The sequence below is a fragment of the Synechococcus sp. O70.1 genome (genome assembly GCF_047462215.1).
Lineage (GTDB): Bacteria > Cyanobacteriota > Cyanobacteriia > Thermostichales > Thermostichaceae > Thermostichus.
In genome coordinates, this window is sequence record NZ_JANSIT010000007.1 from 61,325 (window position 1) to 81,040 (window position 19,716).

Annotated in this window: 14 protein-coding genes and 1 tRNA gene; 11 read left to right on the forward strand and 4 right to left on the reverse strand. The window is 61.1% G+C overall.

Going from position 1 to position 19,716, the window contains the following annotated elements; all coding sequences use genetic code 11:
- Positions 1-82: 82 nt before the first annotated feature.
- Together lpxA and lpxB are read left to right on the forward strand one after the other, a co-directional pair.
- The gene (gene lpxA / locus NW833_RS05960) at positions 83-1,027 is read left to right on the forward strand and encodes an acyl-ACP--UDP-N-acetylglucosamine O-acyltransferase (RefSeq protein ID WP_414411867.1); all 945 of its coding nucleotides are present in this window, start codon (positions 83-85) and stop codon (positions 1,025-1,027) included.
- On the forward strand, positions 1,024-2,226 hold the full coding sequence (gene lpxB, locus NW833_RS05965; protein WP_414411868.1) for a lipid-A-disaccharide synthase: 1,203 nt from the start codon (positions 1,024-1,026) through the stop codon (positions 2,224-2,226). Before lpxA ends, lpxB begins: the two co-directional genes overlap by 4 nt.
- Before the next feature lie 2 nt (positions 2,227-2,228).
- Here the strand turns inward: lpxB and NW833_RS05970 are convergent, their stop codons facing one another.
- Together NW833_RS05970 and NW833_RS05975 are read right to left on the reverse strand one after the other, a co-directional pair.
- Positions 2,229-3,275, reverse strand: a complete 1,047-nt coding sequence (locus NW833_RS05970; protein WP_414411869.1) for a DUF1611 domain-containing protein — start codon at positions 3,273-3,275, stop codon at positions 2,229-2,231.
- Between the two features lie 4 nt (positions 3,276-3,279).
- Complete coding sequence (locus NW833_RS05975; protein WP_414411870.1) at positions 3,280-4,332, reverse strand: dipeptide epimerase; 1,053 nt, start codon at positions 4,330-4,332, stop codon at positions 3,280-3,282.
- 148 nt (positions 4,333-4,480) lie between these two features.
- Between NW833_RS05975 and NW833_RS05980 the strand changes: the two genes are divergently transcribed.
- The 4 genes from NW833_RS05980 to NW833_RS05995 all read left to right on the forward strand — a co-directional run bounded on the left by NW833_RS05980 (position 4,481) and on the right by NW833_RS05995 (position 10,837).
- A complete protein-coding gene (locus NW833_RS05980; RefSeq protein ID WP_414411871.1) occupies positions 4,481-6,553 on the forward strand; it encodes a GspE/PulE family protein in 2,073 nt (690 codons plus the stop codon).
- Between the two features lie 59 nt (positions 6,554-6,612).
- The gene (locus NW833_RS05985) at positions 6,613-7,755 is read left to right on the forward strand and encodes a type IV pilus twitching motility protein PilT (RefSeq protein WP_414411872.1); all 1,143 of its coding nucleotides are present in this window, start codon (positions 6,613-6,615) and stop codon (positions 7,753-7,755) included.
- A gap of 157 nt (positions 7,756-7,912) precedes the next feature.
- A complete protein-coding gene (locus NW833_RS05990) occupies positions 7,913-9,139 on the forward strand; it encodes a type II secretion system F family protein (RefSeq protein ID WP_414411873.1) in 1,227 nt (408 codons plus the stop codon).
- A gap of 66 nt (positions 9,140-9,205) precedes the next feature.
- A complete protein-coding gene (locus NW833_RS05995) occupies positions 9,206-10,837 on the forward strand; it encodes an alpha-D-glucose phosphate-specific phosphoglucomutase (RefSeq protein WP_414411874.1) in 1,632 nt (543 codons plus the stop codon).
- A 69-nt stretch (positions 10,838-10,906) separates the two neighbouring features.
- Here the strand turns inward: NW833_RS05995 and NW833_RS06000 are convergent, their stop codons facing one another.
- Positions 10,907-11,368: an HHL1-like protein gene (locus tag NW833_RS06000; RefSeq protein ID WP_414411875.1), complete on the reverse strand. Its 462-nt coding sequence runs from the start codon at positions 11,366-11,368 to the stop codon at positions 10,907-10,909.
- A 108-nt stretch (positions 11,369-11,476) separates the two neighbouring features.
- Between NW833_RS06000 and NW833_RS06005 the strand changes: the two genes are divergently transcribed.
- A tRNA-Pro gene (locus NW833_RS06005) sits at positions 11,477-11,550 on the forward strand.
- Between the two features lie 11 nt (positions 11,551-11,561).
- On the opposite strand, the gene NW833_RS06010 is transcribed toward NW833_RS06005, so the two are convergent.
- The gene (locus NW833_RS06010) at positions 11,562-14,117 is read right to left on the reverse strand and encodes a DUF3536 domain-containing protein (protein WP_414411876.1); all 2,556 of its coding nucleotides are present in this window, start codon (positions 14,115-14,117) and stop codon (positions 11,562-11,564) included.
- A gap of 174 nt (positions 14,118-14,291) precedes the next feature.
- Between NW833_RS06010 and rnc the strand changes: the two genes are divergently transcribed.
- The 4 genes from rnc (at position 14,292) to NW833_RS06030 (ending at position 19,711) form a co-directional block, all read left to right on the forward strand.
- Positions 14,292-15,038, forward strand: a complete 747-nt coding sequence (rnc, locus tag NW833_RS06015; protein WP_414392967.1) for a ribonuclease III — start codon at positions 14,292-14,294, stop codon at positions 15,036-15,038.
- 43 nt (positions 15,039-15,081) lie between these two features.
- Positions 15,082-17,115 (forward strand): NAD-dependent DNA ligase LigA, encoded by a 2,034-nt coding sequence (ligA, locus tag NW833_RS06020; protein WP_414411877.1) that lies wholly within the window; start codon positions 15,082-15,084, stop codon positions 17,113-17,115.
- Positions 17,116-17,629: 514 nt separating this feature from the next.
- Entirely contained in the window at positions 17,630-18,976 is a 1,347-nt protein-coding gene (gene clpX, locus NW833_RS06025) for an ATP-dependent protease ATP-binding subunit ClpX (protein WP_414392971.1), read from the forward strand.
- Between the two features lie 27 nt (positions 18,977-19,003).
- On the forward strand, positions 19,004-19,711 hold the full coding sequence (locus NW833_RS06030) for a potassium channel family protein (RefSeq protein WP_414406199.1): 708 nt from the start codon (positions 19,004-19,006) through the stop codon (positions 19,709-19,711).
- The last annotated feature ends 5 nt before the right edge of the window (positions 19,712-19,716 follow it).

Genomic DNA, 19,716 nt, shown 5'->3' on the forward strand with positions numbered 1-19,716 from the left:
CATGCAGCGCCTGCAAGCAGCCTGAGTGAGCTGGGGAGAAGAACGAGTTGGGAGCGTTGCTCCAGTTGCTGGCTAGTTGGAGATGAGTGTGTTGGCTTCAGCAGGATCCCCTCCCGACTTCGCAAGTGTGCCGCACCGCTCACGGCAGCGGATTCACCCCACTGCGGTGATCCATCCCAAGGCTGAGTTGCACGAGACGGTGCAGGTGGGCCCCTATGCCGTTATTGGCGAACATGTGCGCATTGGTGCCAACACCGTGGTGGGGGCCCATGTGGTGATCGAGGGCTGGACCGAGATTGGTGAGGACAACCAGATTTTTCCAGGAGCGGTGCTGGGCGCAGAGCCACAAGACCTAAAGTACAACGGCGCACCCTCGCAGCTGGTCATTGGCAGGGGCAATCTCATTCGGGAGTTTGTCACCATTAACCGAGCCACCAACGAGGGGGAGGCGACGATAATTGGCGACTACAACCTATTGATGGCCTATGTCCATGTCGCCCACAACTGCGTCATCGAAAACCAAGTGGTGATCACCAACGCGGTTTCCCTGGCTGGCCACATTCACATCGAGTCCCAGGCGCGCATCGGCGGCATGGTCGGGATCCACCAGTTTACCCGGGTAGGGCGCCTGGCTATGGTGGGGGCGATGAGTCGGGTGGATCGCGATGTTCCACCCTACCTGCTGGTGGAGGGGCATCCAGCCCGCATCCGTGGCCTCAACTTGGTGGGGCTGCGGCGGGCCAAGGGGATGGAGGGATCCCTGCCGGCCTTGCGCCAAGCCTACCGGCTGCTCTACCGCTCCGGATTGCCCTTGGAAAAGGCGCTGCAAACGCTGCGGGAGAGCCTGCGAACCGAGAACGGGCAGAGCATCCTCTCCCTAGAGGGGAAAGAGCTGGTGGACGAGACGGGATCCCTGCTACACCTGCTGCAATTTTTGGAAGATTCCCTTTCCCAGCCGCAACGGCGTGGTCCTCTGCCTGCCTTGCGTCGCAGCAAAGAGGATGCCGAGGACGGGGACGACCTGTGAGCCATCTGTTTGTCTGCACCGGCGAAGTCTCCGGGGATCTACAGGCTGGCCATCTCATCCGCGAGCTGCTGCGCCAGCGTCCGCACCTGCGCATCACGGCAGTTGGGGGAGAGGAGATGGCTGCTGCTGGAGCCCGGCTGCTGCACCGCACAACTGAAATTGGCTCCATCGGTATTCTGGAGGCCCTTCCCTTCGTCCTCCCTGCGCTGTGGGCGGAGTGGAAGATCCGCCGCTTCCTAGAGCAAGATCCACCAGATCTAGCCATCCTGGTAGACTACATCGGCGTCAACAGCCGCGTGGCTTCCCTGTTGCAGCGGCGGCGTATCCCTGCTGTCTACTACATTGCCCCCCAGGAATGGGTGTGGTCGCCCAGCAGCCGCCTCACCTACCGCCTAGCCCAGCAAATGCGGCTGATGGTGGCCATTTTCCCCGAGGAGGCCCGCTACTACGCCGCAGCAGGTGCCCGGGTTTGCTATGTCGGCCACCCCCTGCTGGATATTTTGGCGAGTGTCCCCGGTCGTGCGCAGGCCAGGGCGGAGTTGGGGATCCCGGAGGAGGCTACGGTGGTGGCGCTGCTGCCCGCCTCCCGCCGCCAGGAGCTGCGCTCAGTTTTGCCTATCCTGCTTCAGGCAGCGCGGCTGCTGCGGGCTCGTCTGCCCCAGGTGCAGTTTTGGGCGCCGCTGGCCTCGCCCCATTTTGCCGCCCCAATTGCCCGAGCCGCCCGCCGCTATGGGCTGGAGGATCTCACCCTTTTCTTGCCTCGCCCTTCCCCTCCAAAGGCCCATCACCTGCTTCTGGCGGCCGCTGACCTGGTGTTGGCCAAGTCGGGCACCGTCAACCTGGAGGCAGCCATCTTGGGGATCCCGCAAGTGGTGGTCTACCGCCTCAACCCGCTCACCTTTTGGCTAGCCCGCCATTGGCTAAAGGTGTCGGTGCCCTTTATGGCTCCCCCCAATTTGGTGCTTATGCGTCCCATTGTGCCGGAGCTGCTCCAGGAGGAGGCCCAGCCGGAACGGATTGCCCAACTGGCGCTGGAGCTACTGACCCGGCCCGAGCGCCGCGCCCAACTGCAGGCTGACTACGCCGCCATGCGGGCAGCTCTAGGGGAGCCGGGAGTTCTGGCCCGTGCGGCCAAGGCTATTTTGGAGGTGCTCGACAGCGAGACCAGCTCCAAGGAAGCTCAGGCTCCGAGCGCCTGAGGCTAGCCTGCTGAGAGAATGGCGTCCAACAAAGGATCGGCCCCAAAGCGCACCACATCGGTACAGGGCCGGCCCGTCTCTGTTTCCACCTGGCGGATCTGGGCCAGGGCCGCTTCCTCTTCCCAGCCAAAGGTATTGAGGGCTACCCCCACCAGCGGTGCGGGGGCAAAGGCGCCAGCAGCTGCAGCCACTTGTTCGTACAGCTCGATCACCTTAGGCAAGGGAGGAATGGGCACATCGTTCATCCCTTTGATGTGGGTCTGCCCAGCTCGATGCACCAGGATGAGATGGGTGGGCTGGGATCCCCTTAGCAAAGGCAGGGTGGCGGTGGAAGCGGGGTTGAGCAGGGATCCCTGACCTTCAATGTGCAGAATGTCGTGGTCAAAGCCATAGCGCAGCACCAGTTGCTCCACAGCGCCGCTGGCATAGTCCACCCGCACTGCATCCAGAGGCACTCCGTCGCCGCTGATGAGGATCCCCGTCTGGCCGGTGGCCAAGAAACGAGAACGCAGGCCGCGTTTCAGGCTGGCCCGGTGCAGTTCCAGGCTGGTGGACATTTTGCCGACGGCCATGTCGGTGCCCACCGTCAGTACCCGCCGACAGGGGAGAGAGCGAGCTAGACCTCTCCCTACTCCCAGACCAGGAGGTTCGCGGCGAATGTCCCAGATCCAGGCTCCCGGCTGCAGCCACTGCCGCAACTGGGCATCTTCCGCTAGGGGGGTGTGCAGCCCGTTCACCAAAGACAAGCCGGCTTGCAGGGCTTGGCACAGCTCCTCCCGCCACTCCGGGGGCAGCTGGCCGCCGGAAGGAGCGATCCCAATCACCAACACCTCGGGGCCGTAAACCAGCGCCTCTTGCACCGAGGCTACGATGGGAATGTCTTTGGCAATGCCCGTGAGTTGGGCCAGGGATCTCCCCGCCTGCTCCCGGTCAATAACCGCCACCACCGGGAAGGGCCCATACCGAAGCAACCCCAGCCCTGTTTTGCCGTGCTCCCCCAACAGGCCGCCGTGGAGCAGGATGGCCACCCGAGTTTGGCTGGAGAGCATGGTCCTACTCCCGCAACTCCACCCCTAGGCCGGGTCGGTCGGTGGGGATGAGACAGCCCTCCTGCACCAGAGCCCCGGAGAAGGGATCGTCGACGAGATTGAGGTGGCTGTCTAAGTCCACGTAGTCCGCTAGCGGCGCCAAGTGGGCCGCTGCCGTGTTGCCCAAAGCGGTGTTGCTGTAGCAGCCCAGCATTACCTGTAGCCCATGGGCTCTGGCTATGTGGATCATGCGCCAGGCTTCGCTAAGGCCGCCACACTTCATTAGCTTAATGTTGATGCCATGAACCCGATCCGCCAGGGCAGGAATGTCGCGGCTGTCAAAACAACTCTCATCCACAAAGATGGGCAGCTTCGACTCGTGCCACAGGGTGATTAGCTTCGCCTCCTGGCCCCTCTCCAGGGGCTGCTCCAGGTAGCTCACCCCCTGCCCCGCCAGCCAATTGCTCATGCTCAGGCTTTGCTCCAGTGTCCAAGCCCCATTGGCATCCACCGTAATCAGGGATCCCAGCGGGATCACCTCCTGCACGGCAATGAGCTGGTTTTGATCGGCCATTAGGCCCAGTTCGCTGCCCAGCTTGATCTTAAAGGCCCGCGCCTGTTGGATCTGTTCCATCCAAGCCAGAGCCCGCTGGCGCGCCTCCTGAGGGGTGGAGAGGCCGATGGTTAGGGTCGTGGGCGGAATGCGGGAGCGATCTAGGCCCCACAGCTGCCAGAGGGGCCTCCCCAGTCGCTTGCCCATCCAGTCGTGCAGGGCTATGTCCACTGCCGCCCGCACTGCCGAGGGGATCCCGGCCTGCAGCAGTTCCGCCTCAACAGCCTGCCGCTCCCAGGGAGAGTGGCGGCGTAGGATCCCTTTAGCCACCTCCAAACCCGCCAAGATGTCCTCCAAAGACTGGTAGCAGTCCTCGCTCACCGAGAAGGGGCAAGCCTCTCCCCAGCCCTCGATCCCCTCCTCTTCAACGCGCACCCAGGCCAAAGTGGCCTCTGTATAGGTGCCGCGGCTAAGGGCGAGGGCATAGCGCTTGTGAACCGTGAAGGGCTCAACGTAAAGCCGCATGAGCAGTCTAAAGGTGGGTCGACTTTCTCCCTTCTAGATTTCCATCAGGTTGCAGAGTCGGGCCAGTGAGGCCTCCTACCCCTACCGTTGACCTTGGGGGTCAACTACAGTCAATATGGACACATCGTGCGTGCCCCAGCCACTGCTTATGAGCGATCTTCCTCCCCCCTTGACCTCCCGTCGCGGCAGCGTGAGCAAAGCCTTAGCGATTGCCAATGCCAGCATCACCCCCTTTGGACGCAAGCTAAAAGAGCTGGGCTTTGCCGACGATAAGCAAATCCAAGACATTCAAAATGCCCTCAAAGCGGATCGAGAGGGCGGCAGCAAAGTTTTGGCCCTGGCGGTCAAGAACATTGTGGGCAAGGAGCTCACACCTGACCTGGAGCGGGCCTACAAGCGACAGCAGCTTTTTGAGCTCAAAGTTATCTACGGGATCCCCTCTCTCGACACCGACCTGGAGCCGGTGGATCTCGCGGAGATGAGCGAGCTCATTGAGTCGCTCTTGCCCCTTGATATCTGCAACCGCTATAAGTTCTTGCCCATTCGCCGCCAAGACAGCCAGGTCGTGGTGGCAATGGTCAAGCCGGACAACCTGCAGGCGCTAGACGACATTCAGCGGCGCTTCCGCATCCAAGGGCTAAAGCTGCAGCGGCGGGTCTTCACCCAGCAGGACTTCGAGACCCTGATCAACCGCTACATGGATGCACAGGCGGAACTGCTGGCTGTCAAGGGGATCAACGACACAGATGTCGCCAGCCAAGTTGCCCCCCAAGAGGAAGAAGAGGTGGTGGTCAACACTGCCGAGATTGATCTAGACAGCATCGAGGATGTCGCTGTTGATGAGGCCGGCGAGACCTCTCTGGAGCAGCAACTCAAATCGGCAGACGATGCCCCGATCATCAAATTGGCCAACCAAATCTTGATCAAGGCCCTGCAGGAACGGGCATCTGACATCCACATCGAGCCGCAAGAAGAAAACCTGCGCATTCGCTTCCGCAAGGACGGGGTGCTGCGGCAGGCTTTTGAGAACTTCCCCAAAAAGATCATTCCTGCTCTTACCGCTCGATTCAAGATCATGGCCAACCTGAACATTGCCGAGCGGCGCTTGCCTCAGGACGGGCGCATTCGGCGGATGTTCAAGGGACGCAAGGTGGACTTTCGCGTTAGCACCCTGCCCTCCCGCTACGGGGAAAAGATTGTCCTGCGCATCCTGGATAACTCCGCCACGCAACTGGGCTTGGATAAGCTGATCACCGACCCAGAGACCCTTGCCAGCTTCAAGGACGTTGTGAGGAGACCCTTTGGTCTAATCCTGGTAACCGGGCCCACTGGATCCGGGAAAACCACCACCCTCTACTCGGCCCTGGCGGAGCTAAACGATCCAGGCATCAACATCAGCACCGCCGAGGATCCCATCGAGTACTCTCTGCCGGGGATCACCCAGGTACAGGTTCTCCGGGAGAAGGGCATGGACTTTGCCATGATCCTGCGCGCTTTTCTGCGGCAAGACCCGGATGTCATCCTGGTGGGGGAAACCCGCGACCACGAGACAGCCAAAACCGCCATCGAAGCCTCCCTCACCGGTCACCTGGTGTTGACTACCCTGCACACCAACGATGCCCCCAGTGCCATCGCCCGCCTGACGGAGATGGGGATCGAGCCGTTTATGATCTCCAGTTCCCTACTGGGGGTGCTGGCCCAGCGCCTGCTGCGGCGGGTATGTCCTGAGTGTCGGATCCCGTACCACCCTACCCCCGAGGAACTGGCCCGCTATGGCCTTAGCCTCAGCGGCGACAACGAACAGCTGACCTTCTACAAAGCCAACCAGCTCTCCCCCAAAGAGATAGAACAGCGCAAGGCCACCGGCAAACCCATCTGTGAGAACTGCGGGGGCGTGGGCTACAAAGGCCGGGTGGGGGTGTACGAGTTCATGCGCATGAACGACCGCTTGGCCGACTTGATCAACAAGGGGGCTCCCACCGAGGTGCTCAGGGAGGCGGCAGTTGAAAGCGGCATGAAGACCCTATTGGCCTACAGTCTGATGCTGGTGAAGCAGGGGCTAACCACGCTGGAGGAGGTGGATCGAGTCATCCTCACCGACAAAGGCTTGGAGACCGAGCTGAAGGCTCGTGCCAAGGCCCTTAGCACCTGCCGCAACTGCGGTGCTGCCCTGCGAGTGGAGTGGATGGATTGTCCGTACTGCTTGACGCCGAAGTTTTAGTTTGACTCTTGTTAGCTTCAACAGAGCAACTCACGCCATTGATTGGAGAGGGAAGTCCTATGAAACAACTGATGATCGAAGACCTGATGGAAGAAATCATCCGGAGGGGCGGTTCCGATATCCACATCTCAGCCGGCTTGCCTCCCTACTTCCGCATCAATGGCGAACTCCAGCCAACAGAGTATGATCCCCTCACGCCTGAGGAGGTGCAGCGGCTCATTTTCAGCATGTTGAACAACACCCAGCGAAAACAATTGGAGCAGAACTGGGAGCTGGACTGCTCTTACGGCGTGCGCGGGATCGGGCGCTTCCGGGTCAACGTCTATCGCGAACGGGGCAGCTATGCCTGTGCTATGCGAGCTCTGGCCTCGGAAATCCCCAGCATTGAAAAGCTGGGCCTGCCCGACATCTGCAAGGAAGTTGCGCGACTGCCGCGGGGCCTGGTGCTGGTAACGGGACCAACGGGATCCGGCAAATCCACCACTTTGGCCGCTATCATCGACTTCATCAACCGCGAGCGAGCTGAGCACATCCTCACCATTGAAGATCCCATTGAGTATATCTACACCCCCATCTGCAGCATCATCCACCAGCGGCAGTTGGGCGAAGACACCAAGAGCTTTGCCAATGCCCTGCGGGCGGCGATGCGGGAAGATCCGGATGTGATTTTGATTGGGGAGATGCGGGATCTGGAGACCATCCAGTTGGCCATCACCGCCGCCGAAACCGGCCACCTCTGCTTTGCCACGGTGCACACCAGCTCGGCTGCCCAGACGGTGGATCGCCTGGTGGACGTGTTCCCGCCGGAGCAACAGCAGCAGATTCGCGTGCAGCTTTCTAACTCTCTCAAGGCCGTCTTCTCGCAAACTTTGGCCCGCCGCCTCAACCCCAAGCCAGGGGAGCCAGGCCGGGTGCTGGTGCAGGAGATCATGGTGGTCACCCCAGCCATCGCCAACCTCATTCGGGAGGGCAAGACGGCCCAGATCTACTCGGCCATCCAGACGGGCGGCAAGCAGGGCATGAAAACCCTGGAGCAGGATCTGGCCAACCTCTACCTGCAGGGCAAGATTGACTTCGAGACGGCCATGTCCAAGACCTCTCGTCCTGAGGAGTTGCAGCGGCTTTTGGGCAACGTTGCCGGGCCTTCCCCAGCCGCGGCAGTTCAGCAGCAGCGGCCAGCAGCGGTTACTGTCCGTCGCTAGAGATCCCTGCCTGGAAGTTCCCCGCCAGCCTTTGGCCGCCGGTCTCATCTGTAGCTAAGCTCTAGCTGGGGGAGAGTGGCGGTTTGGCTGAGGTTGCAAAACTAAGCCAAGGGATCCCACTCCGGAGTTTTAGCAAGCATCCAAGCAGGGGTAAGCCATGCCGCGCTACAAGGTTCGGGGGTTAAAGGCCGGTCAGCCGGTACGCCTGACGGTGGTAGCCAACAACTTGACCGAGGCTCGCGCACGGCTGCGCCGCGAGGGGATTTTCGCCAAACCGGAGGACATTCAGGAGGAGAAGCCCTTTTTCTCCCTGGATACGTCTTTCGATTTCTCGATGCTGCGGTCCATCGACATTCGCGACAAGGCGGTGTTCTCCCGGCAATTTGCTGCTCTCATCAACGCCGGCGTGTCGATGGTTCGCTCTCTCACCATCATGGAGGAGCAGACTGGCAACCCCAAGCTCAAAAAATACCTGAGGGCCATCCGTGCGGAGGTGGAGGCGGGGAAAAACCTCTCCGACTCCATCCGCCCCTATCCAGATGCTTTCGACAGCCTCTACTGCAGCATGGTGCAGGCAGGGGAAGTGGGCGGCGTGCTCGATGAGGTGCTCAACCGCCTGGCCAAGCTGCTGGAGGACATGGATCGCCTGCAGAAGCAGATCAAGTCGGCCATGACCTACCCGGTGGTGGTGACGATCTTGGCTGTCTTGATCTTCTTGGGCATGGTGCTCTTCATCTTGCCCACTTTTGAGAGCATCTACAACGACTTGGGGGGGGAGCTGCCTGGCTTTACTCAGTTTTTCATCAACGTCAGCAAGTTCCTACGCACACCCCAGTACAGCTTGGGTCTGGTGGGCTTTCTGGTAATGGTCTTTTTTGCCTTTCGCCGCTTCTACCGCACCCCGGCTGGCAAGGAGACCATCGACGCGCTGGCCCTCAAGCTCCCTCTCTTCGGGGATCTGATCCAGAAATCGGCGGTGGCCCGATTCTGCCGCACCTTTGGCGCTCTCACCCGCTCTGGCGTGCCGGTGCTGACTGCCTTGGAAATTGTGCGGGACACCTCAGGCAACCAGGTGGTGGCCAACGCCATCGACGCCGCTCGCCAATCCATCTCGGAGGGGGGGCAGATCGCCCCTGCCCTAGCTAAGGCCAAGGTGTTTCCCCTGATGGCCATTCAGATGATCAGCGTCGGCGAGGAGACGGGGGAGCTGGATGCCATGCTGATGAAGACAGCCGACTTCTACGAGCTGGAAGTGGAGGAGGCAGTGCGCGCCCTGACCAGCTTGCTTGAGCCTTTGATGATTGTGATCTTGGGTGGTATGGTGGGCTGCATCATTGTGGCCATGTACCTGCCCATGTTCAACGTCTTCGAGCTAGTGAAGTAGCAGGTTCAGGTACCGCTCTGGCCAAGTTCTGCCTCGAGGAACGGGATAGTTTCGCCAGCCTAGGGTATGAGCGTCCGCACGGTCACCACTGCCCCCTTCCCTGACCAAAGACCTGGCACTTCCGGCCTGCGCAAGCCGGTACAGGTGTTCCAGCAGCCCCACTACCTGGAGAACTTTGTCCAATCCATCTTTGACGTCCTCGAGGGATCTGCCGGCCAAACCTTGGTGGTGGGGGGAGATGGCCGCTACTACAACCGAGAGGCTATCCAGATCCTGCTCAAGATGGCGGCAGCCAACGGCATTGGGCGGGTGTTGGTAGGTCAAGGGGGGATCCTCTCCACGCCAGCGGTCTCCTGCCTCATCCGCAAATACGGAGCTTACGGCGGCATCATCCTCTCAGCCAGCCACAACCCCGGCGGTCCGCAAGGAGACTTTGGCATCAAGTACAACATCGGCAACGGCGGCCCCGCCCCGGAGAAGGTGACCGAGGCCATCTACGCCCGCACCCAGCGGATCCGCGAGTACCGCATCCTAGAGGCCCCGGACGTAGATCTGGATCGCCTAGGGGAGCAACGGCTGGGATCCCTGACGGTCTGCGTTATCGACCCTGTGGCCGACTACCTGGATCTAATGCAGCGCCTATTCGATTTTGACGCCATCCGCGACTACCTGGCCTCTGGGGTTCGCATCGCCTTCGACGCCATGCACGCCGTCACTGGCCCCTATGCCCACGCCATCCTGGAGAAAGCTCTAGGAGCGCCCCAGGGCAGTGTCCTCAACGGCCAGCCGCTGCCGGATTTTGGCGGCCTCCACCCGGATCCCAACCTGGTGCATGCCCGCGCCCTGGTGGAGCTGCTGTTTCGGGAGGATGGGCCCGATTTCGGCGCCGCCTCCGACGGGGATGGGGATCGCAACATGATCCTGGGCCGCCAGTTCTACGTAACTCCTAGCGACAGTCTGGCGGTGTTGGCTGCCAACGCCCACTGGGTGCCCGGCTACCGGGGGGGGCTGGCCGGGATCGCCCGCTCCATGCCCACCAGCCAGGCGGCAGATCGGGTGGCGGCCAAGCTGGGGATCCCTTGCTACGAAACCCCTACGGGCTGGAAATTTTTCGGCAACCTCCTGGATGCCGGCAAAGTCACCCTCTGCGGCGAGGAGAGCTTCGGCACCGGCTCCAACCACATCCGCGAAAAAGATGGCCTCTGGGCTGTTCTCTTTTGGCTCAACATCCTCGCCGTGCGGCGGCAGTCGGTGCGGCAGATTGTGGAAGAGCACTGGCGCACCTACGGACGCAACTTCTACTCCCGCCACGACTACGAGGGGCTGCCGGTGGAGGTGGCCGAGGAGCTGATGGAGCACTTGCGGCGCTCTGTGTCCGGCTGGGTGGGACAGCGCTTTGGCGCGCAGACGGTGGCCTATGCCGATGACTTCAGCTACACCGATCCCGTAGACGGCAGCACCAGCCGCCACCAAGGGATCCGCATCGGCTTTGAGGATGGCTCGCGCATCGTCTATCGCCTCTCTGGCACCGGCACCCACGGCGCCACCCTGCGGGTGTACTTGGAGCGGTTTGAGCCAGATCCCAGGCGGCAGGGTTTGGATCCCCAGGCGGCCCTGGCCGAGCTGATCCAACTAGCGGATCACTTCGCCCAGATTCGCGCCCGCACTGGTCGGCAGCAGCCGGACGTCGTCACCTAGCTCTCCCCAAGGGCTGTGCTTCTTTTGCTCCCCCAGCCCTTCCTGCGACAGGGAGCACATTTGCCACACCTAGCCTTTCTTGGAGGTTTGGGTAGCTCTTTTGCCCAGGCCCAGCCACCTGCGCACCTTGTCCATCCAAAGCTGAAAGGGCGAAGGCTGGGGTCGGACTGCCACCTGAATAGGTTCGTCCTGAAACTCTTTGTCTTTGAGGCGAAAGCCAAATTCCAGCTCGTCTTTAACTTTGCCAAGACGGGGAAAGAGGCGGACGGCTGCTTTTTTAAGCTCTTCCTCGTTTTGGAAGATGGCCTGGTGGATGGCGCTGGAGCGACTGACCGCCAGGGATCCCACGGGCAGCCAAGGGTTGGGTTTGCCGGGCTCAGCCTGGCGGCGCCGGGCAAAAATGGCAAACTCCGGCATTCCTTTGGCTTTCAGCTCGTCGTAGCGTTTGGCTGCTTCCTTGCGCTTGGCGGCTTTGGTCTTTGCTGCCTGTTTTTCGGGCTGCGAGGGGCTAAAACCCTTGGGCTGAGGCATACCTCGCCTACGGAAAGGTGGGCTCTTGCAGCTTAGCGCAGATTGGCTCAGCGAGGATCGTGCTTGGCTAGTCAGCGTGCTAGAATTGTTGCGCTGTAAGTTGGATCACGGGATGTAGCGCAGCTTGGTAGCGCACTTCGTTCGGGACGAAGGGGTCGCAGGTTCGAATCCTGTCATCCCGATGGGGGCTGGGCTAGCCCTCGGTAGCGGCCGGGGGCGGTAGCTGCTGTAGCCAGGCACCGACATTAATGCGAAGCTGTTGTCCCAGCTGAAGCAAGCGGCGTAGGGTTTCGGCGGGGATCCGGCCAGGGGCACGCTCTAGGCTGCTGCGGAGTAGTTCTGAACGCCGGCGCTCCAATCCCAGTAGGTAGAGCTCTTGGAGGCGATCCAAGTGGATGGGCAGGCCCAGATCGGCAGCCAGTTGCAGCCACTCTTCCAAGTTGTGGAGCTGCTCGCTGAGGGTTTCCGAGTCGGCTGCCTGGGCCAGCTGCCACATCCCCCGCTGCAAGAGCCGATCCAAGACCCGGGCTGCCTCTTCCTGCCGCAACTGACACCCCAACTGCTCTGCCTCGCGGGCAATTGCTCGCAACTCCAGCAGGTGATCCCGCTTGCCCTCTTCTATTTCCATGGCCCGTAAGCTGCTCAATAGGCGCTGGTTGAGGGTAATCTGGGCGGCGGCCAACAGCTCTTCCGGGATCGGCAGGCCATCGGCCCGAAAAGCCATCAAAACCCCGTAATTCTCCAGGTAGGTTTGGCGATAGAGCTGGGCCAAGCGCTCCAACGTGTCCTGGGTAAGCCAGCGCAACATCTGCTGCCGGTCTTCCTCCGTTAGGGCGTTGAGGTCGAAGGTTTCCGGTCCCAGCAGCTCTTGCAGGGTTAGGACGAGCTGGATGCGGCTGCGGGAGCTAGACAGCAGACTGGCTTTCAACTGCTCGTAGCCGCGCTGCCCTGGAAACGGCTTGACGCCACATTGAAAGTCCCAGCCGCCCAGGTGGAGTAGAGCGTAGATGAGGTCGTGCTCTTCAGAGGTGGTGGGAAAAGAGAGCTTCACCCGCCCAACCAGCAGCGTGGATCCCCCTATAGCTAGGCGCTCCTGATCCACCGGCTCCAGCATATACCCAGAGGAGCAAGGTACGCCGTTGACCAGGGAAAGCATGGCGTGCTGGGCCACGAGCCGCTGCGGGCTAACCCGGCGGGGGCGCACCAAAGCTTGGTAAACTCCTCGGCCGTCTTTGTAGAGTTCGAGGTTGCTGGGGGCCTTGCTTAGGCGAAGCAGAAACTCCTCCTCCAGATCCACCTTGGTGGCAGCCGCTGCCAACTCAATGGCCCGCGCCGCATAGCGCAGGATTTGCACCCCCTCAGGGCGAGCGAGTTCTTCAAAGAACCAGCCGCAACTGGTGAACATCAGTTGGCTGTAGCGCTGCATCTCCAACAGGCGCAGCACCTGCACCCGGTCTTCGGCAGTGAGGCGGTGGCTTTGGTGCTCCTGCAAAAATGCCTCCCTGCGCTCCCGATCCAGGATCACCTCGATGTAGCGATCCCGAGCCAGCCAGGGATCCCGCAGGTAGGCCTTAGCCTCCGTCTCGTAGATCTCGGCCAACTGATCCCGCAGCCAGTTGAGGGCCTCCCGCAGCGGTTGCCGCCAGCGTTGGTGCCAGCCAGGCACTGCACCACAGCCACAGTCCCGTGACCACCGCCCCACCCCATGGGCACAGCTCCAGGCAGTAACTGGCTTTAGTTGCACCTCCCAGGTGGGAGGGTGGTGGCTGAGGAAATGGGCGTAGTTGCCCACTTGCCAGCCTCGGCGGGGAAACTCCTCGCAGAAGGCATAGGCCAGGGTACGCTCGGTTCCGCGTTTGTGGTGGCCAAAGGTCTCGCCATCCGTGGCACAGTTGACGAGTTGGACTTCTCGGCCAGGGCGAATGGCCAACTGGAGCCGCTCCGCCAGCGCCTGGGTGCTGTAGGCAATATCGCCAAAGCCAAGGTCGCGGGAGATGGGGCCGTCAAAGAAAAAAACATCTAGGTAGCCGCCTCGGTCGGGGGTAAAGCAGCGATAGGGCCGGCTGGGATCGATCTGGCCCTGGCTGACATCGATCCATTCCGTTTGCCCCAAAGGGCGAATGCGCTGCGCCTGGCTGGGGGCTAGGATGACAAAGCGGATCCCGCAGTCGACCAAGGCCTTAACCGTTGCTGCATCGATAGCGGTTTCCGCCAGCCACATGCCTTCGGGGAAGCGGCCAAAGCGATGCTGGAAATCGGCGATTCCCCAGCGGATCTGCGTGTACTTGTCCCGCTCATTGGCTAGGGGCAGGATGACGTGGTTGTAGACCTGGGCAATGGCATTGCCCTTTCCCTCCAGCCGCTCGGCGCTGAGACGGTCGGCAGCCAGGATGCGCTGGTAGACCTCAACGTCGTGCTCCTCCAGCCAGGCAAGGAGGGTGGGGCCGAAGTTAAAACTCATGAACTCATAGTTATTGACAATGCGCACCACCTGCCCTTGCTCATCAAGGATGCGGGCAAAGGCGTTGGGCCGATAGCACTCCGCCAGAATGCGCTCGTTCCAGTCGTGGAAGGGGTGGGCGCTGGGCTGGCGCTCAATGCGGTTCAGCCAGGGATCCTCGCGCGGTGGCTGGTAGAAGTGGCCATGCAACACCACGTAGGGAGCTGTGGTCCGCGGGCCTGGGGACTCAACTCCTTGCCCAGACTGGGCCGCTGGCTGGGCGGGGTTTTCGGAGCCACTCGGCAGCATGAGACCGCACTCTTTGCTTGCCCTTGGAGCCTCTAGGCTCCTATCCCCACGTTACCGCGATCCCCAGCAGCGACTATGTATGATTTGGACAGAAACTCAGCGCCCAGGGGGTTAAGGGCGGTTTTGCCTTCCTGCCCTCCTCCCTCAAGGGGCTGCAAGTTTGGCTTGAGCTGTATGGTTGAACTCATCTTGCCCCGTCGTCGCTTGCTGGAGCAATTGCTAGCTCGCCTAGGGTTCAAAGATCCCACCTGGCTGGAGCAATTGCGCTGGGACTTACTGGATCAGGCTTTGATTCACCCTTCCCGGGATGGCCAGCGCAACAACGACCGGCTAGAGTTTCTGGGGGATTCCGTCCTACGGATTTTGGCCACTGAGTTCTTGTTCCAGTCCTATCCTCACCTGTCAGTAGGAGAACTAACAGCAATTCGCTCCGATCTCATCAGCGATGCTCACCTAGCGGAACTGGCGGATCTGCATGGCCTGGAGCGTTACCTCGAGCTGGGATCTAGCTGCCAAAACGACTTGGCGGGTCGGGCACGACGCTTGGCGGATGCTTTTGAGGCCCTGCTGGGATCCCTGTACCTCAGCTGGGGCATCCACACCCTGTCCCGGCTGCACCCCTGGCTGGATCCCTACTTTCGCCAACGGGTAGAGCAGTGGTTCCAGGATCCCACTCGTCGCAACCCCAAGGCTGCGCTGCAGGAGCTAACCCAGCGCTGGTGGGGCATTTTGCCAGAGTATCGCCTCGTGGCTGCCCAGGAGCACCCGCCCCGTTTCACCATGGAAGTTTGGGGCCAAGGCCAATGCTGGGGCCGTGGCGAGGGGCGCTCTAAAAAGGCGGCGGAAATGGCCGCTGCCGCCCAAGCCTACCAATACCTGCAGGAGCAAAAATTGGCGGATACGCCTCCCCAAGGCTGCTAGAACAAGCGTAGTGCTCCCCTAGGGGCTAGCTGGATACGACGGTATGGATCCCAAACTGGAAGAACGCGCCCGTGAGCTGCGCGCCCTGCTGCAAAAAGCCAGCATCGCCTACTACGTCCACAATGCCCCCATCCTGGAAGACAGCGTTTACGACCGCCTCTACCGCGAGCTGCAGGAGCTAGAGCAGGCCCATCCCGAGCTGATTACCCCCGACAGCCCCACCCAGCGGGTAGGGGAAAAACCCGCCGAGCAGTTTCCTACGGTTTCCCACCGCGTTCCCCTCTACAGCTTGGAAAATGCCTTCAACCTGGAAGAGCTTAAAGGATGGCAGGAGCGCCTGCTGCGGCTGCTGGGGCGGACTCCTGACGAAGGGGAGCTGGAGTACGTGTGCGAGCTGAAAATCGATGGCGCGGCCCTGGCGCTGACCTACGTGGATGGGCTGCTCCAGCGGGGGGCCACCCGCGGCGATGGCCAAGTGGGCGAAGACATCACCCCCAATGTCCGTGCCATCCCTTCTATTCCCCTGCGCTTGGCAACCGCCAATCCCCCGCCAGTCCTGGAGGTGCGAGGAGAGGCCTATCTTCCCCTTGCCGAGTTCGAGCGCATCAACCGCGAGCGCTGCTCCGCTGGGGATCCCCCCTTTGCCAACCCGCGCAACTGCGTCGCCGGCACCTTGCGCCAGTTGGATAGCCGCGTGGTTGCCGCCCGCAAGCTTAGCTTCTTTGCCTACGCTCTCCACTGGCCGGAGGGGTGGCCTGCCGGGGATCCTCCCCAAACCCAGTGGGAGTGTCTGCAGCGGCTGAAAGAACTGGGATTGCCTGTCAATCCTCTTTCCCAGGTCTGTCGGAACCTCCAAGAGGTGGCCCAGTTCTACGAGCGGTGGCGGCAGGCCCAGCTTCCCTATGCCTGCGATGGGGTGGTGGTTAAACTCAACTCCCTGCGGCTGCAAGAGGAGGCCGGCTTTACGCAAAAATTCCCCCGCTGGGCCATTGCCCTCAAATACCCTGCCCAGGAAGTCCCCACCCGCATCCGCGCTATCGTGGCCAGCGTTGGCCGCACTGGGGCCGTTACACCAGTGGCGGAGCTGGAGCCGGTGCTGCTAGCCGGCACCACCGTCAGCCGTGCCAGCCTGCACAACGCCGATCGCCTGGAGGAGCTGGATGTCCACATCGGCGACACCGCCATCGTGCGCAAGGCAGGCGAGATCATCCCTGAGGTGGTGGGGATCCTCAAGGAGCTGCGCCCCCCCGATGCCGTTCCCTATCGCCTGCCCAGCCACTGTCCCGAGTGCGGCACCCCTTTGGTTCGCCCTGCTGGCGAGGCGATAACCCGCTGCCCTAATCCCGACTGTCCCGCCCAGATCAGGGGTCAACTGCAGCACTGGGCCAGCCGCGACGCTCTGGATATCGAAGGCTTAGGGGAAAAGCGAGTAGCCCAGTTGGTGGAAAAGCTAGGAGTGCGCACCGTAAGCGATCTCTACCGCCTCACCCCGGAACAGTTGGAAAGCTTGGAGGGGATGGGATCCCGCTCCAGCCAGAAGCTGGTACAAGCCATCCAGCGCTCCCGCCAACAGCCCTGGGAGCGTGTGCTCTACGGCTTGGGGATCCCCCATGTGGGAGTGGTCACTGCCCAAACTTTGGCCCAGCACTTCCCCGCCCCTGAACTCTTGGCCCAGGCCAGCATCGAGGACATCGCCCAAATCTACGGGATAGGAAGAGAAATTGCCGAGGCAGTGGTGTCCTGGTTTGCCGATCCAGCCCACCAGCAGCTCCTGCAGGAGCTGCGCGAGTTAGGGATCCCTGCCCTGCCTCAGCAAAAGGCCCCTGCGGCTGCTCAGGTGCTGGCTGGGAAGAAGTTTGTGATTACCGGCACCCTGCCTACCCTGTCTCGCCAGGAGGCCAAGGCTTGGATTGAAAGCCGCGGCGGCAAGGTAACCGCCAGTGTTAGCCGCCAAACAGACTACGTGGTGGTGGGTTCAGACCCTGGCTCCAAGCTCAAAAAGGCTCAAGAATTGGGGATCCCCCTGCTGAGCGAAGCGGAGCTGTTGGCTTTGGATCCTGGCAATCCCCATTCTTAAGTGGAGCCTCAGGGAAAAATTTAGGCGGCCCAGCTTGTCCTGGCCTTGGAGATGGTTTATATTCAACTCTGTGAGGAGTGAACGCCGGAAGGGGAAGCGGACGAAACAAGGAAAGTCCCTTCCCCTTTTGGATGCAACAGACACGTGTCAAGACCTGCCTTGGCCTTGCTCAGGAACAGTGCAGAGCTCTCTTCTTCCCCGCCAGTCCCCTTGGCAGCAGCCGGCGATGTTCCCCTATCATAGAAGTAGCGGAGACGCATGTTTCCGTTCACTCCTCACACCATCCGCCGCTCGGCGTTAAGTCGAGCGGTTTTCCTATGGGCTTTTCCCCCTCTAAGGTAAGCTCAAGCCAGGCAGCGCTAGGAGGGATCCCTGGCAATGGAAGTGTTAGACTAGGAATACTTGGCTCACCAGGTTATTTGCCTTTCTAGCCAATTCATCTCACCCTGCGGCGAGGGAAGGCAAGCCGCTTTTTCGGGTACCTACTTCAACAGCCAACAGCGACGAGGATCCCATGGCCAAGCATGACTCCCAATTGCGGTGTTCCTTCTGCAACAAGTCTCAGGATCAGGTACGCAAGCTGATTGCAGGGCCAGGGGTCTACATCTGCGATGAATGTGTGGAGCTGTGCAACGAAATTCTGGAGGAGGAGCTCTACAACGGCAACAGCTCGCCAGCCTCAGCTCCTGCTGCCAGACGGCGGGAAGCTCCTAAAAAGCCCCCGCGCGGCTTGCCTTCTTTGGCTCAGTTGCCTAAGCCGCGGGAGATTGTGCGCTATCTCGACCAGTACGTGATTGGCCAGGAAAAGGCCAAGAAGATCTTATCGGTAGCAGTCTACAACCACTACAAGCGGCTAGCTGCCAAAGCCAATCCTGGCAGCGCTGGATTGGCAGAACTGGAGGAGGTGGAGCTGCAAAAGTCCAATATCCTTCTCATTGGTCCTACTGGATCTGGCAAGACCCTCCTGGCTGAGACCCTGGCCCGCCTGCTGGATGTGCCTTTTGCCGTTGCCGATGCCACAACCCTCACAGAAGCTGGCTATGTGGGGGAGGATGTGGAAAACATCCTACTGCGCCTGCTGCAGGTGGCCGACATGGATGTGGAGCAAGCCCAGCGCGGCATTGTCTACATCGATGAAATCGACAAGATTGCCCGCAAGAGCGAAAACCCCTCCATTACTCGCGACGTTTCCGGGGAAGGCGTCCAGCAGGCCCTGCTGAAGATGCTTGAGGGGACTATTGCCAACGTGCCTCCGCAGGGAGGTCGCAAGCACCCCTACCAAGATTGCATTCAAGTGGATACCTCCAACATTCTCTTCATCTGTGGAGGGGCTTTTGTCGGCCTGGAGAAGATCATCGAGCAGCGCATTGGCAAAAGATCGGTGGGGTTCATCAAGCCAGGGGATCAACCAGCGGTTACTCGCGAGCAACGCCTAGCCGATGCTCTCAAGGCGCTGGAGCCGGAGGATTTGATCAAGTACGGCATGATCCCAGAGTTCATCGGGCGGCTGCCAGTGGTGGCTACGCTGGATCCCCTGGACGAGAAGGCCCTCGAGGCCATCTTGACGCAGCCTAAAAATGCCATCCTCAAGCAGGCCCAGAAGCTGTTGCGCATGGACGGAGTGGAGCTGGAGTTTGAGCCAGCTGCCATTTCTGCCATTGCCAAGGAGGCCTACCGTCGCAAAACCGGGGCACGGGCGCTGCGGGCGATTGTGGAAGAGCTGATGCTGGATGTGATGTACGAGGTTCCCTCGCGGCGCGACATCAAGCACGTGCGTATTACCGCCGAGATGGTGGAGCGTCGCTCTACGGGCGAGTTGATCCCCCACCCCTCCACCTTGCCCAAGCCGGAGTCTGCCTAAGATGACAGCTCTGCCGAGCCCGACTGCATGGCTTATGATCGATGGCTGGTTTTGGCAGAAAGGGTCAGGGGGTGGATGGGGCGGGCAGAGCGCGAGTATGCGGTGATTGGGCTGGGGCGCTTTGGCACAAGTTTGGCCCTCACGCTGATGGAGCGAGGGCATAACGTTTTGGGGATCGACCGCAGCCGCGAGATCGTGCAGCGCCTGGCGGACCAGCTGACGCAGGTGGTGGCGCTCGATTCCACCGATGAAGACGCCCTGCGGGCGGTGGATATTCCCTCCTTTGACACGGTGGTGGTGGCCATTGGCAGCGATTTCGAGAGCAATTTGCTGACGACGGTAGCCCTCAAGAGTCTGGGGGTACGTAATGTTATCTGCAAGGCTTCCACGGAGCGGCAGCGCTCGATTCTCCTGCGAGTAGGGGCAGATCGGGTGGTGCTGCCGGAGCAGGAGGCAGGGCGGCGCTTGGCGCAGGTGCTAACAGCACCAGGGATCCTGGATCAACTGGAGCTGGAGCCCGGCTACGGCATTACTGAGCTGGAGGTGCCGGAGGCCCTGGTGGGTCATACGCTGGCGGAGTCGGACTTGCGCCGCCGCTTTGGCATCACGGTTCTAGTCGTGAAGCGAAAACAGTCGCTGGTGGTCTCGCCGCCAGCAGACTATGTTCTGGAGAAGGGAGATCTGCTGGTGGTGCTGGGGGCCAACACCAACATCTCGCGGCTGAATGAGATGTAGGGGTA

Bases quoted from the DNA above. Each gene is read 5' to 3' on its own strand.
- lpxA (WP_414411867.1), top strand. From the start codon at position 83: ATGAGTGTGTTGGCTTCAGCAGGATCCCCTCCCGACTTCGCAAGTGTG.
- NW833_RS05970 (WP_414411869.1), bottom strand. From the start codon at position 3,275: ATGCTCTCCAGCCAAACTCGGGTGGCCATCCTGCTCCACGGCGGCCTG.
- NW833_RS05975 (WP_414411870.1), bottom strand. From the start codon at position 4,332: ATGCGGCTTTACGTTGAGCCCTTCACGGTTCACAAGCGCTATGCCCTC.
- NW833_RS05980 (WP_414411871.1), top strand. From the start codon at position 4,481: ATGAGCGATCTTCCTCCCCCCTTGACCTCCCGTCGCGGCAGCGTGAGC.
- NW833_RS05985 (WP_414411872.1), top strand. From the start codon at position 6,613: ATGAAACAACTGATGATCGAAGACCTGATGGAAGAAATCATCCGGAGG.
- NW833_RS05990 (WP_414411873.1), top strand. From the start codon at position 7,913: ATGCCGCGCTACAAGGTTCGGGGGTTAAAGGCCGGTCAGCCGGTACGC.
- NW833_RS05995 (WP_414411874.1), top strand. From the start codon at position 9,206: ATGAGCGTCCGCACGGTCACCACTGCCCCCTTCCCTGACCAAAGACCT.
- NW833_RS06000 (WP_414411875.1), bottom strand. From the start codon at position 11,368: ATGCCTCAGCCCAAGGGTTTTAGCCCCTCGCAGCCCGAAAAACAGGCA.
- NW833_RS06010 (WP_414411876.1), bottom strand. From the start codon at position 14,117: ATGCTGCCGAGTGGCTCCGAAAACCCCGCCCAGCCAGCGGCCCAGTCT.
- rnc (WP_414392967.1), top strand. From the start codon at position 14,292: ATGGTTGAACTCATCTTGCCCCGTCGTCGCTTGCTGGAGCAATTGCTA.
- ligA (WP_414411877.1), top strand. From the start codon at position 15,082: ATGGATCCCAAACTGGAAGAACGCGCCCGTGAGCTGCGCGCCCTGCTG.
- clpX (WP_414392971.1), top strand. From the start codon at position 17,630: ATGGCCAAGCATGACTCCCAATTGCGGTGTTCCTTCTGCAACAAGTCT.
- NW833_RS06030 (WP_414406199.1), top strand. From the start codon at position 19,004: ATGGCTTATGATCGATGGCTGGTTTTGGCAGAAAGGGTCAGGGGGTGG.